Annotated in this window: 13 protein-coding genes; 7 read left to right on the top strand and 6 right to left on the bottom strand. The window is 63.4% G+C overall.

Annotation, left to right across the window (positions count from 1 at the left end):
* Positions 1 to 38: 38 nt before the first annotated feature.
* Both I6F36_RS07970 and I6F36_RS07965 read right to left on the bottom strand, forming a co-directional pair.
* The gene (locus I6F36_RS07970; RefSeq protein WP_225171249.1) at positions 39 to 719 is read right to left on the bottom strand and encodes an SDR family oxidoreductase; all 681 of its coding nucleotides are present in this window, start codon (positions 717 to 719) and stop codon (positions 39 to 41) included.
* A gap of 24 nt (positions 720 to 743) precedes the next feature.
* Positions 744 to 1,487 (bottom strand): tyrosine-protein phosphatase, encoded by a 744-nt coding sequence (locus I6F36_RS07965; RefSeq protein WP_036000457.1) that lies wholly within the window; start codon positions 1,485 to 1,487, stop codon positions 744 to 746.
* Between the two features lie 86 nt (positions 1,488 to 1,573).
* Between I6F36_RS07965 and I6F36_RS07960 the strand changes: the two genes are divergently transcribed.
* Positions 1,574 to 1,900 carry an MliC family protein gene (locus tag I6F36_RS07960; RefSeq protein ID WP_036000389.1) on the top strand — a complete coding sequence of 109 codons (327 nt, stop codon included), beginning with the start codon at positions 1,574 to 1,576 and terminating at the stop codon, positions 1,898 to 1,900.
* Between the two features lie 110 nt (positions 1,901 to 2,010).
* On the opposite strand, the gene I6F36_RS07955 is transcribed toward I6F36_RS07960, so the two are convergent.
* Positions 2,011 to 2,214, bottom strand: coding sequence for a DUF2735 domain-containing protein (locus I6F36_RS07955; protein WP_036022780.1), 204 nt, complete (start codon positions 2,212 to 2,214; stop codon positions 2,011 to 2,013).
* Positions 2,215 to 2,753: 539 nt separating this feature from the next.
* On the opposite strand from I6F36_RS07955, the gene I6F36_RS07950 reads away from it, so the two are divergent.
* The 3 genes from I6F36_RS07950 to I6F36_RS07940 all read left to right on the top strand — a co-directional run bounded on the left by I6F36_RS07950 (position 2,754) and on the right by I6F36_RS07940 (position 5,567).
* Positions 2,754 to 3,788 (top strand): glutamine synthetase beta-grasp domain-containing protein, encoded by a 1,035-nt coding sequence (locus tag I6F36_RS07950; protein ID WP_036000382.1) that lies wholly within the window; start codon positions 2,754 to 2,756, stop codon positions 3,786 to 3,788.
* 186 nt (positions 3,789 to 3,974) lie between these two features.
* Complete coding sequence (locus I6F36_RS07945) at positions 3,975 to 4,676, top strand: GrlR family regulatory protein (protein ID WP_036022782.1); 702 nt, start codon at positions 3,975 to 3,977, stop codon at positions 4,674 to 4,676.
* A gap of 69 nt (positions 4,677 to 4,745) precedes the next feature.
* A complete protein-coding gene (locus I6F36_RS07940) occupies positions 4,746 to 5,567 on the top strand; it encodes a tetratricopeptide repeat protein (protein WP_036000453.1) in 822 nt (273 codons plus the stop codon).
* A 94-nt stretch (positions 5,568 to 5,661) separates the two neighbouring features.
* Here the strand turns inward: I6F36_RS07940 and I6F36_RS07935 are convergent, their stop codons facing one another.
* The gene (locus tag I6F36_RS07935; RefSeq protein WP_225171248.1) at positions 5,662 to 6,114 is read right to left on the bottom strand and encodes a hypothetical protein; all 453 of its coding nucleotides are present in this window, start codon (positions 6,112 to 6,114) and stop codon (positions 5,662 to 5,664) included.
* A 304-nt stretch (positions 6,115 to 6,418) separates the two neighbouring features.
* On the opposite strand from I6F36_RS07935, the gene I6F36_RS07930 reads away from it, so the two are divergent.
* On the top strand, positions 6,419 to 7,123 hold the full coding sequence (locus tag I6F36_RS07930) for a hypothetical protein (RefSeq protein ID WP_225140293.1): 705 nt from the start codon (positions 6,419 to 6,421) through the stop codon (positions 7,121 to 7,123).
* A gap of 97 nt (positions 7,124 to 7,220) precedes the next feature.
* Here I6F36_RS07930 and I6F36_RS07925 read toward each other — a convergent pair whose 3' ends face one another.
* A complete protein-coding gene (locus I6F36_RS07925) occupies positions 7,221 to 8,117 on the bottom strand; it encodes an alpha/beta fold hydrolase (protein ID WP_225171247.1) in 897 nt (298 codons plus the stop codon).
* 126 nt (positions 8,118 to 8,243) lie between these two features.
* Positions 8,244 to 9,332 (bottom strand): alpha/beta fold hydrolase, encoded by a 1,089-nt coding sequence (locus tag I6F36_RS07920; RefSeq protein ID WP_036022787.1) that lies wholly within the window; start codon positions 9,330 to 9,332, stop codon positions 8,244 to 8,246.
* Positions 9,333 to 9,577: 245 nt separating this feature from the next.
* Here I6F36_RS07920 and I6F36_RS07915 point away from each other — a divergent pair, with 245 nt between their 5' ends.
* Positions 9,578 to 10,321, top strand: coding sequence for a hypothetical protein (locus I6F36_RS07915; RefSeq protein ID WP_036022789.1), 744 nt, complete (start codon positions 9,578 to 9,580; stop codon positions 10,319 to 10,321).
* Positions 10,322 to 10,626: 305 nt separating this feature from the next.
* Positions 10,627 to 13,371, top strand: a complete 2,745-nt coding sequence (locus I6F36_RS07910) for a winged helix-turn-helix domain-containing protein (protein ID WP_225171246.1) — start codon at positions 10,627 to 10,629, stop codon at positions 13,369 to 13,371.
* The last annotated feature ends 67 nt before the right edge of the window (positions 13,372 to 13,438 follow it).

Here is a 13,438-nt window from a genome sequence, read left to right as displayed (position 1 = left end):
TCGGAGCCGGTGCCTCTAACGTTTTGATCGGAACGCGACTACACCCGGCCACCGACCGGGATCAGGGCGCCCGTGACGCCGCTCGCGGCATCGCTGGCGAGGAACAGGATGACTTCGGCGAGCTCCTGGGGCGTCACCCATTTGGAAAAGTCGGCTTTCGGCATGTCGGCGCGGTTGGCCGCGGTGTCGATGATCGAGGGCAGCACCGCGTTGACGGTAACCTTGCCCTTCCACTCGTTTGCGAGGGCCTCGGTCAGGCGATGCACGCCGGCTTTCGACGCGGCATAGGGGCCCATCCCGTTGCCGGCCTGCAGTGCGCTCATGGCGCCGATATTGACGATGCGGCCGGCCGTGGACTTGGCAAGGTGCGGCAGCGCCGCGCGCGAGGCGTTGAGCGCGGTCAGCACGTTCAGCTTATGCATGCGCTGCCACGTCGCGATGTCGCCATCGCACACAGTCTCGAAGGCGAACCCGCCGGCGATGTTGATCAATGCGTCGAGCCGGCCGAAATGCTTTGCCGCCGCATCGACGGCCGCTTTCGCCTGCGCTGGGTCGGACAGGTCAACGCCCGCGATGTCGATGTGGTCAGCGCTTGCGGCGGTTTGCGAAGACGCGTGATCGATGCCAGCCACGCGCGCGCCGCGTACCAGCGCCGTTTCCGCGACTACTTGGCCGAGCGCGCCGCGTGCGCCCGTCACGATCAAGATCTTGCCTTGCATGATCGTTCTCCCGGCACAGCCGCCCTATGCTTGCAGATAGCGCGTCTTCAGCGCGTCTCGCTCTGCCGTGCCGAGCTTGAGCCCGTCGCGCAAATAGGTTTCGAGATCGCCATATTCGCTGCCGACCGCTTCGAACGCGGCCGCAAGGTACGAGGCCTCGACGCTGCCGATCGCGTCGAGGACGTCGGCGGGCAGATCGAAGACGTTCGACGGGTCGCGCTTGTAGTGCCGGTTGGTCAAGAGATAATCCTCGGCGATGACCTCGTCCGCCACGCCGAGCGCATGCAGGATCAGCGCGCTGGCGAAGCCGGTGCGGTCCTTGCCGGCGGTGCAGTGAATCACGAGCGGCGCGCGATCTTCCAGCAAATGACCGAACAGCGCGCGGAAGCTGTGCGTGTTGTGGCGCACATAATTGCGATAGGACTCGCGCATGAGCTCGAGCGCCACGGCCGCGGTCAGCGTGCCCTTCGCGAGCTCGGCGCGCAGCCCGGCCACGACAGTCGGTTCGATCGGCAGCGAATGCACCGTGATCTCGTCCACGACGCAGATGCCGGCCGCGCGCTCCTCCAGGCCACGGAAATCGAACGCGCTGCGCACGCCAAGCGCGCGGACGACCTCGATGTCGGCAGCAGTGAGCTGGCCGAGATGGTTGGAGCGGAAGATGTGCCGCCAGCGTGTGGTGCGGCCATCAATGGTCGGGTAGCCGCCGAGGTCGCGGAAATTGCTCGCACCCTGAAGGGCGAGATGGCGGGCGGGGGAGTCCTTCAGGGAGGAGTCTTGCATGGGATCAGCTTGGGTTATGGTTCCACCGGATGCACGTTTGGCGTCCTTGCGGTCTATTACAGGGGGCGATCATGGGCCGGCACAAGGCCATTGTTTTGACGGTCAGCATGCTGGCGGGCGCAATGGTCGGCGCGCGGCAGGCCGATGCGCAGACCTTCCACACCTACCGCTGCGCCGATGGTACGCAGTTCATCCTGGGCTTTTATGACCACGACAAGCGGGCCTTCGTCCAGATCGATGGCCAGCCGGTTACGCTCGCCAAGCGGCTGGCGGTTTCGGGGATGCGCTATTCGGGGGCGGGAGTCACGCTGAGGATTCCCAAGACCGGGCCCGCTACGGTCAAACACCTGAAGCGGCCGGTTACGGCCTGCGCGGTGGTCGACAAGCCCGGGATCTAGGCGCGGGCGCGCCTGGAATCAAAAAGGGCCGAAACGCCGTTGTTTCGACCCTTTTTCAAACTGCCGCTGCCGCTTGCGAAAGCCCGGCACTGTCAGACCAGCAGCTGGCATCAGCGTTCCCATTTGGGCTTGGCTTCGTCGACCGCATCCTGGTGATACCAGCTGTCGCTGCAGATCGAGACGTTCGCGGGCAGCGAAGCCTGATCGGCGGGAAGGCGGGTCTCGCCATAGCGGCGTCCGGCGAGGGCCGCACGGCCGCCGACGGGGAATTGGTAGATCTTTGCAGATCCGTGACTCAGACCATTGTTCATCATTGCGATTCTCCTTGGTCGAAGCGCCTTGGCCTCCATGGTGCGCCCGACTCGTTCGATTGTGGTTACTGGAATCCCCATATCGGCCGCTCATCCCCGATTGGAAAGTGCTGAAAAGGAAATCAGTTTCCGCTCAATTTGTAGGCAGGAAGCCTTCTGCATCCTCCAAGGCACGCTACCGCTGACCAACGCGTGGGCCATTCCGAAGGTTGCTGAGGAGGGGTGGGGGAGTTTGCGAAAGTTACCGGACGTTGATGCGCGTTTCATCGGCAATGCGCGGTCGGCGTCCGCTGCTTCTAAATCGGGCGTTTTCCGCCGGATTTTTGCAGCGCAGCTTCGGGCCAAGGTGCGCGGCTATGACGCACGGTGCCGTGGAGGGCCCGTCTGTGGCGAAGAGGAGCCGGAAGCGGTGGAAAACCGCCCGTACTGCGGCCTTTTGGCACGCGAAATGCTTGGGAAAGGCTGGCCGATGATGGCCGGGTACAAACGTGCGGGGGCCCTCCCGGGCCCCCAACCTTTCGCATCATCTACAGAGAGGCTCAATGACCAAGTACAAGCTCGAGTACATCTGGCTCGACGGATATACGCCGACTCCGAACTTGCGCGGCAAAACTCAGATCAAGGAATTCGCGTCGTTCCCGACGCTCGAGCAGCTTCCGCTCTGGGGCTTCGACGGCTCCTCCACCCAGCAGGCCGAAGGCCACAGCTCCGATTGCGTGCTGAAGCCGGTCGCGGTGTTTCCGGACGGTGCGCGCACCAACGGCGTGCTGGTGATGTGCGAAGTCATGATGCCCGATGGCAAGACCCCGCATCCGTCCAACAAGCGCGCCACCATCCTGGACGATTCCGGCGCCTGGTTCGGCTTCGAGCAGGAATACTTCTTCTACAAGGACGGCCGTCCGCTCGGCTTCCCGACCGCCGGCTATCCGGCGCCGCAAGGCCCGTACTACACCGGCGTCGGCTACTCGAACGTCGGCGACGTCGCCCGCAAGATCGTCGAAGAGCATCTCGACCTGTGCTTGGCTGCCGGCATCAACCATGAAGGCATCAACGCGGAAGTCGCCAAGGGCCAGTGGGAATTCCAGATCTTCGGCAAGGGCTCCAAGACCGCTGCCGACCAGATGTGGATGGCCCGCTACCTGATGCTGCGCCTCACCGAGAAGTACGGCATCGACATCGAATTCCACTGCAAGCCGCTCGGCGACACCGACTGGAACGGCTCGGGCATGCACGCCAACTTCTCGACCGCCTATATGCGCGAAGTCGGCGGCAAGGAGTATTTCGAGGCGCTGATGGCCGCCTTCGAGAAGAACCTGATGGACCACATCGCCGTCTACGGCCCGGACAACGACAAGCGTCTGACCGGCAAGCACGAGACCGCGCCGTGGAACAAGTTCAGCTACGGCGTTGCCGATCGCGGCGCCTCGATCCGCGTTCCGCACTCCTTCGTCAACAACGGCTACAAGGGCTATCTGGAAGACCGCCGTCCGAACTCGCAAGGCGACCCCTACCAGATCGCTTCGCAGATCCTGAAGACGATCTCGTCCGTGCCGACCGACAAGAAGGCCGCGGCCTAAGATCCTCCCGGCCCGGGCTGGGGGCTGGCCCGGGTTGGCTTGCAATCCGCCGGAGCGAAGGCTCCGGCGGATTTTTTGCATTTTGATGATCCCAAGACACCCGGCGCTGCGCCGCGAAACTTGTCCATCGCCGCCGAAAGCGGGATAGAGTGCATCTGGATGCGCGCAGGGCCGGGGACACGGCTGGTGATTGAAGGCTTCTACAAAGTGAGATTTCAGCTCGGCGATACCGTCGGCCGAAGCGTGATGCATGCCGGCGAAGGCAAGATGCTCGGCGGCAATTCGGCCTTCGCCCATATCGGCAGCTACGAGAAGACGGGCAGCGGCGTCGACATCGTGATCAAGACCGTCCGCCATAATCCCGATCCGAGCTACCGCGCCATGGCCGGCACCGACGATGCAACCCTGATCGCGAAGGGCTGGGCCGACGGCGATCTCTATCGCTTCAAAGGCGAGCTCAAGGAGCTGCCGGGCGTTCCGTTTCAGTCGCTGATGACGCCGATCACTGACGAGGAGGTGCCGATCGCCGGCGGCGTCGGCGAAGCCGGCATCAGCGACGGTCTCTACTCCATCCATTTGCGCATGCTCGACGGCCTCGACGGCGGACTGACCGGAGTGATGCTGCTCAACCAGGGCCGCATCCTCGGCGGCGATGCGGCTTTCTATTATCTCGGCAGCTACACCGCCGCGAAGGGACGCTGGAAGGGCCAGATCCTCAACCAGGAGCACACGCCGGCCAAGGACGATCCGATCTTCGGCGGCCACGAGGTCGGCATCGGCTTCTCCGGCAGCTATGACGCGGAGCAGGCGGTGCTGGAGGCAACCGCGCTGGCCGGCAAGCGGAGCTTGCGCCTGACCGCAGCGCTCAAGCTGATGCATCGCGCCTGAGCCACCCATCGCAGACGCGAACCGACTTGAGCCTTGAATTTGCCGGGCCACAGACGCAACGTGACGATCATGCGGACTTTCCTCCTTGCCATGCTCTTTGCGCTCGCCGCGCCCCTGACGGCGCAGGCGCAATCAGCCGATCTCGTGTTGTGCGACCGTCTTGCCGCCGATCCCAGCGATCCCGACAAGCCGGGCGACGTGAAGGGCGTCGCGGAGATCGCTTCCGCCGACATCGCGACCGCGGTCAAGTTCTGCAAGCAGGCGGCAAACGCCTCGCGCCGCGCGATGTTCGAGCTCGGGCGCGCTTACGCGGCGAACCGGCAGACCGCGGAGGCGATCGCGGCCTGGCGCAAGGCGGCCGACAAGGGATCGAGTGCGGCGATGGTCGAGCTCGGTGTTACCTACGCCACCGGCTCGGGCGTCGCCAAGGACGAGGCGCAGGCGCGTAAGCTTTTCGAGAAGGCGGCGCAGGCCGGCAACCCGCGCGGCGTCAGCAATCTCGCAGCGCTCGGTGGCGCAGGTGGCGCCGCGCCGGCCGATCCCGCCCAAGCCCGTGCGCTGCTCGGCAAGGCCGCCGAGACCAATGCGGAAGCGCAGTACCAGCTCGGCCTGATGTTGTCTGAAGGCGATGGCGGCGCAAAGGACGATGTCGCGGCGCGCGCGCTGTTCGAGAAGGCGGCGGCGCAAAACCATCCAGGCGCGCTGGAGCGGATGGGCGCCTTCGCGCAGGAGGGGCGCGGCGGTGCGAAGGACAAGGACGCCGCAAAGGCCTACTACGAGCGCGCCGCCGCGCTCGGCGACGAGGATGCCAAGAAGGCGCTGGAGCGCATTCGCTGTCCCTATGCGATCAAGGACAAGCAGGGCAGGCTGGTCACCACGCTGTGCTTCTAAAGCGCGATGCGATCAGGATGAATCGTCATCGCGCTTTAGCCTATTGTGATCTTTTCGGAAAACCGCTTCACACTTTTCCGGATCATGCTCTAGTTCACTTCATGTAGTAGGCGAGATCGTTGCGGGCATCGCGGTAGGTGGTCTCGAGATAATGCGGATATTTCCGCGCGGCCTGTTTCACCGCGCGCGCCACGCAATCGTCGAAATCGCCGTTCCAGTCGAAGTGCTTGTTGTAGGCGTCTTCGAATTTGACCGCCGTGATGATGGCTTGCCGGATCGCCTGATCGTCGGCGCGCGGATGAGCGCGCTTCACATAGCCGAACATCGGCCCTTCATGGGCGTGGGCGCGTTCATGGCGGTACTGGATGATGAATTCCTCCGGCGAGAAGGTGCGATTGACCCGCACCTCTTCGGCGGTGGGGCGGCCCGCGATGGTCTCCAGCCGGTAGCGTTGGCGCCAGAGCGCGTAGGCGGCATCGAGCAGCGGCTGCTTCGCGGCGCCGGCGATGATCGCGCTGAGCTCGTCCTCGGCTGATTGCGTGTCCATGCGCGATTGGTCGTGCGTCCGTGGGAGCAGGTTCGAGCCTGGTCGCCGATCGGCCGAGGAGCTTTTTTCGGAGGCCGGCAAATAAACCTCCAAAACAACCCCATGCACAGTAGCCAAGTCCCTGAAATCATTGACTGCGGGTTTTACGAAGTGAAGTTTTGACCCGTCGGGCAAAACAGGGGCATAATGGCATCACGGCGGGCGGAGGTCCCCGGGGTGGCGATGCGCGCAGAAGCCGGTGGCTTCGCTGTGGCGTCGGTGCTAGGTAGCCCGCAATTCATTTTCGATTTGCAGGTTCAAGACGTTGCTGGACGGGCTCTACAAGGTTGAATACGGCGTCAACGATGGGTTCGGCTGCAGCATCATGTGCCTGCACGACGGAAGGATGCTGGGCGGCAATTCTGGCTTCGCGCATCTCGGTACCTATGTCGAGCGCGACGGCGAGATCATCGCCCAGGTCATCACCGAGCGGCACAACCTCGACCCCAGCTACAAGCCGCTGATGGGCGCCGACGTCGCCTCGATCGGAGCGCGTGGCCGGCTCTACGGCAACCAGATCCGTCTCGAGGGCGGCGCGGACACCATGCCCGGCGCCAGGTTCTGGGCCAATCTCACGCGCCTCGACGACGAAGGCTTGCCGCCGAGCGGAACGGTCGGACCGGGCGGCATCGCCAACGGGCTCTATGGGATGGGCTTGCGCGCGCTCGACGGCGTCGATGCTGGACTGTCCGGCGTGATGCTGCTGATCGACGGGCGCATCCTCGGCGGCGATGCGTTCTTCTACTATCTCGGCGCCTATTCCTCGGCGGACGGCCGCTGGAAGGGCGAGATGCTGAACCAGGAGCACACGCCGGCGAAAGGCGAGAACCCGGTGTTCGGCGGCCTCGAGGTCGGCATCGGCTTCTCCGGGACCTGCACGGAAGACAGCGGCGAGCTCGAAGGCATCGCGCTCGCGGGAAAGCGGAGCCTGCGGCTGACGGCGTCGCTCAAGCTGATGCGAAGAGCGTAGGGCGCCGATCGTTCTGTCGCGTCTGCTCCGGAGGCGACAATCAAGTCGCGCATCTGGATGTCCGCATTGGGCCATAGGCGCCATTAACCAACCACACCTAGCATTTAGCAAGAAAGCGCCGAACCAGTTCGGCGACCTTATCGGTCGCCTCGTCCAACGCGAAATGACCTGCTTCAAGCAGGTGGACCTCCGCGTCAGGCACATCGTCGACGTACGCAGTTGCCCCCGCCACGGTGAACGAAGGATCGTACTTTCCCCAGACCACTAGCATCGGTGGCTGAACTTCGCGAAGCCATTTCTGCCAGCGCGGATAGGATGCGACGTTGCTGCGATAGTCCAGGAACAATTTCGCCTGAATATCCGCCTGACCCGGACGGGAGAGAAACGCGTGCTCGTCGGTCCAGCTATCCGGATCATACCGCTCGGGATGCGGGCTGGTCCCGACATGCCGCAGCCGGGTTGCCTCCAGCGAGGTGAAATTGGCCTTGAGGTTATCGAGTTCGCCGGCCGGATCGGCCCAGTACCTGCGGCGGGCGTCCCACAGCGAACTCAAACCCTGCTCATGCGACACCGCGTTCTGGACAACGATGCTGCGCACCCGTTCGGGATGAGCGAGCGCTAGGCGGAAGCCGACGGGCCCGCCATAGTCCTGAACGAACAGGACATACTTGGCGAGGCCGAGCTTCGTCACAAACGTGTCCATGATCTGCGCGAGCCGGTCGAACGTATAGGTGAAATCGGATGTCGGCGGCGCGCTGCTGTGACCGAAGCCGGGATAATCAGGCGCAATCAGGTGATATCGATCGGCAAGGAGCGGCAGCAACGGCTCCCACATCCGCGATGAGGATGGAAAGCCGTGCAGCAGCAGCACGGTCGGCGCATCGACCGACCCTGCCTCCCTGTAGAAGATCTCGAGGCCTTCGATCTCGATGCTGCGATAGGCGATCGACTGTCGTGTCGAACGCAGATCGCGATTTGTTGCCCGCACGCTCATACCGACCTCCTAACCATAGAGAAACGGCGGGCTGAATTGGATCAGCATGAGCAACGCGATGAGGGCGAGTGCCGCCAGAACACTTGTCTTGCGCATGGTCACATTCTCCTCGTTCGCTCGACGGGATCAGGCTTCGCCATCGACATCGATGATCGCCCCTGCGAATGCGCGCGGCGCCTCCTGGGGCAGATTGTGCCCAATGCCGCCCGAGATGGTCCGATGCTCGTACTTGCCAGAGAATTTTTTGGCGTAGGCGGCCGGCTCCGGGTGCGGCGCGCCGTTGGCGTCGCCTTCCATGGTGATTGTAGGCACGGCGATGGCAGGACCCTGCGCGAGTTTCGCTTCGATGTCCTCGTATCTAGCCTCGCCATCGGCAAGCGCCTGCCGCCAGCGGTAATTGTGAATGACAATCGCGACATGATCCGGATTGTCGAAGGCGCTCGCGCTGCGCTCGAAAGTGGCATCGTCGAAATTCCACTTCGGCGACGCCAGCTGCCAGATCAGCCTGGAGAATTCCCGGCGATACTTGTCATAGCCGAGCTGGCCGCGCTCGGTGGCGAAATAGAACTGGTACCACCATTGCAGTTCCGCTTTCGGCGGCAGCGGCATCTTGCCGGCCTGCTGGCTGCCGATCAGATACCCGCTCACAGATACCATCGCCTTGCAGCGTTCCGGCCACAGCGCCGCCATGATGTTGGCGGTCCGCGCGCCCCAGTCGAAGCCGGCGACAACAGCCTTCTCAATCCTAAGCGCATCGAGTAAAGCGATCATGTCTAGCGCAATCGCCGAAGGCTGACCGTTGCGAAAGGATGTCGGGGAGAGAAACCGCGTCGATCCGTAGCCGCGAAGATACGGGATGATCACGCGATAGCCGGAGCCGGCGAGCAGCGGCGCGACATCGACGAAGCTGTAGATGTCATAGGGCCAGCCGTGCAGCAGCAGGACCGCGGGTCCATTTGTCGGGCCGGTCTCCACATAACCGACATTGAGCAGGCCAGCATCGATCTGCTTGAGGGCAGAGAAAGCCGTATTCGTGCCCGGCTTGATCGCTGGTAGGCTGCCCGATTTCGTCCGGTTGAGATCCGCATCGGCTGCGGCGGTCAGCTTGGTAAGGCCAGCCTGCGAGGTGCCGGCCAGAGCAAATTGAGCCGTGGCGAGCGTCATCGCGGCGGTGCCGAAGAAGTTGCGGCGCTGAACGTCGATCTTGTCTGACATGGTAATTTTCCTGTCGTTGGCCCGTCCAGCTTTCGGTCGAGCTTGGTTGCGAGCTCACTGTGCAACGACACGGCGATTTCCGCCCGTTAACTGATGTTATTTGGCGCGAAACGGCGCCATTCCGGCGGTTCGCATGCCGGTCCAGCCTTCCGCGGGCGGCCATTAACATCGCTTTACATCTATGAACTCGCGCCGCGCGCGTAGGCGGCGGCACCATGGCCAGGTTGAAACGGGGAGAATTAGACATGATTCCGCTCCTGGCCGAAGCGATCGAAGCTCATGGTGGCGAAAGCCGCTGGCGGGCGCACGGCCGTCTCAGCGCATCGTTCGTCATCACGGGCGAACTCTGGGACCTGAAATGCGTGCACCAGAGTGGCCTTCCAAGGACGGTGCATGTCGATCTGCACCGGCAATGGGCGTCTGTCGACGATATCGGCAAACCTGGACAACGGAGTGACTTCACCCCCGACCGCGTCGCGATCCTGTCCGGCGGCAGCAGGACAATCGCCGAGCGCAGGAACCCGCGCGCATCGTTCGATGGCCACGACATGCGTACCGCCTGGGATCTACTGCACCGGGCCTATTTCGGCGGCTACGCGCTCTGGACTTGCCTGACCGTGCCATTCCTGCTCACGATGCGCGGCTTCACGCTGCGCGAGATCGAACCATGGCGCGAAGGCGCGGAAATCTGGCGCGGATTGCGGGCCGTGTTTCCGGAGAGGCTAGCCAGCCACAGCCTCGAGCAGGACTTCTATTTCGGACCCGACATGCTGATCAGGCGCCACGACTATCACGTGCAGATCGCCGGCAATTTTCCTGCCGCCCAATACTTCTCCGAGCCGGTCGTGATCGACGGCATCACGATTCCGACCAGGCAGCGCGCCTATCTGCGCGACCGTGATTTGAAGCCGATCCCGGAAGATCTGATGGTCGGCATAGATCTATCTGTGGTTCGTTTCAGCCCGGCCGAGTCGAATGCCGGATCGTGACCCTATATTGGGCGCATCTCCCATGACCTAACTGTGTATTGATTTGAAGCTCCGCCCGCGACATGCTTCCTCATTGGCCTCGACCGCAGTACTGCTAATTTTCCCGGAATAGTTGTGAAATGCGCGAAATAAACGGCAACGAAGCAACGCGCGCGCCGCGGATTGCATCGCGACGATTGTCGAAGTAGCGGGCGATGCCTTCCAGCCTCCCAGCAAAGCACAGAGGCGCACAGCCATCTCGCGCGAGCGAGCCTGATTCCCTGGGCGTAAGATTCGGCCGGTTTTGTCTTTACGAAAAATCCCGATTGCTCGAAAAAGATCAGGGTCCCGTCAAGATCGGTAGCCGCGCGCTCGACATTCTGTGCCTGCTGGTTGGTCGTGCGGGAGACATTATTCACAAGGACGAGTTGCTGGCGCACGCCTGGCCGAACCTGACGGTGGACGAGGCCAGTCTCCGCGTCCACATCGCAGAGATCCGAAGGGTGCTCGGCGACGGCAAGGACGGTGCGCGCTTCATCACCAACGTACCCAATCGGGGATACTGCTTCGTTGCGACCATCGAACAGCGCCAGCCGGCGCAGGATGCCCCGAAGCCGGCGGCAATGGTCTCGGGCGAACCGTCGTTTCCGCTGCTGCTGACCCGCACGATCGGACGGGAAGATGTGGTTCAGCGCCTCTCGGAGCGATTACTCGCCGAGCAGTTCATTACGCTGCGGGGACCTGGCGGCATCGGGAAGACGACGGTTGCGCTTGCGGTTGCCCACGCATTGTCGGGCCGCGCGCAGGAAGTGCGCTTCGTCGATCTTGGGCCCCTGAAGGAAGGCGAGCTTGTTCCAAGCACCGTCGCTTCGGCGCTCAATCTGGTCGTGCAAACCGCGGACCCGACCTCAAGTATCGTGCAATTCCTGGGCGGCCGGCGCGTCGTGCTCATTCTCGACAGCTGCGAGCACGTCATCGAACATGCCGCACGGCTCGCCGAAGCCATCTATCTGCAGGCGCCTGGCACCAGCATTCTTGCCACCAGCCGAGAATCCTTGCTGGTTCAGGGAGAGCAGATCGTCGAGTTGCCGCCGCTCGCAACCCCCCCCGCGGACCAGGCGCTCACATCGGAGGAGATGCTGGCCTATCCGGCGGTCCGGCTCTTTACGGAACGAGCGACGGCGGCCGGATACAGCGTGGAGATGAGTCCCGACAATATGCGGCTCCTCGCCGGCATCTGCGAGAAACTCGACGGCATCGCGCTCGCCATCGAGCTCGCGGCCGTTCGCCTCGGCGCGCACGGCCTGCGCGAGATCGATGCGCTGCTGGACGGTCGGCTGAAACTGGAATGGCGGGGGCGTCGTACGGCACCGCCGCGCCACCAGACGCTGAGCGCAATGCTGGACTGGAGCTACAATCTCATCACCGACGCCGAACGGCTGGCGCTTCGGCGGCTTGCCGTGTTCGCCGGGGCGTTCACCCTGGAAGCTGCAATAGCGGTTGCCGGAGCTGAGCCCGACGACGAGCAGGTCATCGACATGATCGGGCAACTCGTCGCCAAGTCCCTGCTGTCAGCCAGGCCAATCAAATCGTCGATGCGGTATCGGTTGCTTGACACCACCCGGACCTACGCGCTGAAAAGGCTCAGCGAAAGCGGCGAGGCCAATACCATCGCGCGACGGCACGCGGAATACGTGATGAGCGCGCTGGTCCGTAGCGGGTCGAACGGAAATGCCCTGGGCCTGCCGGCGCGCTCCGAACTGCTCGGCGACGTGCGTGCCGCGCTGTCATGGGCCTATTCGGATGAAGGTGCGGCAGAATTGCGCGTTCCCTTGAGCGGCGCTAGTGCTCCGCTGCTCGTCGAACTGAACCTGCTCAACGAGTGCAGCCGGGTGGCGCAACGCGCCCTCGGAGCGCTCGACGACACCAACCGCGGCGGAATCTGGGAAATCGAACTGCAATCGGCGCTCGGTCACGCAGCCATGTTCACAGAGCGCAACAGCGAGCAGGCCGAGGCCGCGCTGCTACGAGGGCTCTCCGTCGCAAGGAAATTGTCGGATCGACCCAACCAATTCCGGCTGCTGTCGCGCCTCAACATGTTCTACCGGCGAACCGGCGAATGCGACCGCCTGGTACCGTCCGCGGAGGCGGCCGAGGAAGTGGCACGCGAGATCGGCGATCCCGCAGGACTTGCCGGAGCAAGCGTCCTGCTCGGCGTTTCCCATCATTTGGCCGGCAATCAGATCCTTGCGCAGCATCACCTCGAAAAGGCCATGCAAAACGACATCGCGCTGCGCGTTGCCGGTCCCAGCCACTTCGCCTTTGCGCGCACGCCACGCATTCCGCTGGCGCGAACATTGTGGTTGCGGGGATTTCCTGATCAAGCGGTGGAACTCGCCCGTGCGGTCACCAATGATGCCGCGCCAAAAGACGTTGTGATGTACAGCATCGCGCTGTGCTGGGCTGCATCAGTATTTGGCTGGGTCGGCGATTGGGCGTGCGTGGAAAAATTGACCGCGCGCCTGAGCGAACACGCCTTGATGCACGGCTTCGTTCCGTATCAGGCCGTGGCCGACGGATTCCGTGGTCAGGTGATGGTAGCCCGCGGCGACGTGAAGGACGGCGTCGATCTTCTCCACGACGTGCTGCCCCGCCTGCACGCCGACCGCTACGAACTCTACGCATCCGGGTTCAGCGCCGACCTAGCGCAAGGGCTAGGCCGGCTAGGGCGGGTTGAGGAAGCGCTTGAAGCGCTCGACAACTCGATGTCCCGTACATCCGCCGGCGGTGAGATTTTTGATATGCCGGAGTTGCTCCGGCTTCGCGGCAAGCTGAAGGCCCAGGGCGGCGACGAAGACGGCGCGAGGCAGAGCCTCAAATCATCCATTGAACTCGCCGAGACGCAAGGCGCGTTGTCCTGGCGGCTGCGCTCCGAGATTACGCTGGTCGTGCTTTCCGGCAAACAGGGTAAGAAATCCGCGCTGACGGCTTTAGCCCAGACGTTGGCTCGCTTCAGTGAGGGGCTTGAGACAGCCGATTTGCAGTCGGCTCGCGGCCTGCTCCAGTCCTGATCATTCTCGGTGGGCGACGCTTCGCGTTATCGCGAGGCAAGCGAGCGGCCCAGCGGAGCATAACGCG

This window comes from Bradyrhizobium sp. BRP19, assembly GCF_020194195.1.
Lineage (GTDB): Bacteria > Pseudomonadota > Alphaproteobacteria > Rhizobiales > Xanthobacteraceae > Bradyrhizobium > Bradyrhizobium yuanmingense.
The sequence above is the reverse complement of the archived record's forward strand: the minus strand, read 5'-3'. Positions and strand labels throughout refer to the sequence as shown.

Coding starts and splice junctions, on each gene's coding strand:
- I6F36_RS07970 (WP_225171249.1), bottom strand. CDS start 719: ATGCAAGGCAAGATCTTGATCGTGACGGGCGCACGCGGCGCGCTCGGC.
- I6F36_RS07960 (WP_036000389.1), top strand. CDS start 1,574: ATGGGCCGGCACAAGGCCATTGTTTTGACGGTCAGCATGCTGGCGGGC.
- I6F36_RS07955 (WP_036022780.1), bottom strand. CDS start 2,214: ATGATGAACAATGGTCTGAGTCACGGATCTGCAAAGATCTACCAATTC.
- I6F36_RS07950 (WP_036000382.1), top strand. CDS start 2,754: ATGACCAAGTACAAGCTCGAGTACATCTGGCTCGACGGATATACGCCG.
- I6F36_RS07940 (WP_036000453.1), top strand. CDS start 4,746: ATGCGGACTTTCCTCCTTGCCATGCTCTTTGCGCTCGCCGCGCCCCTG.
- I6F36_RS07935 (WP_225171248.1), bottom strand. CDS start 6,114: ATGGACACGCAATCAGCCGAGGACGAGCTCAGCGCGATCATCGCCGGC.
- I6F36_RS07925 (WP_225171247.1), bottom strand. CDS start 8,117: ATGAGCGTGCGGGCAACAAATCGCGATCTGCGTTCGACACGACAGTCG.
- I6F36_RS07920 (WP_036022787.1), bottom strand. CDS start 9,332: ATGTCAGACAAGATCGACGTTCAGCGCCGCAACTTCTTCGGCACCGCC.
- I6F36_RS07915 (WP_036022789.1), top strand. CDS start 9,578: ATGATTCCGCTCCTGGCCGAAGCGATCGAAGCTCATGGTGGCGAAAGC.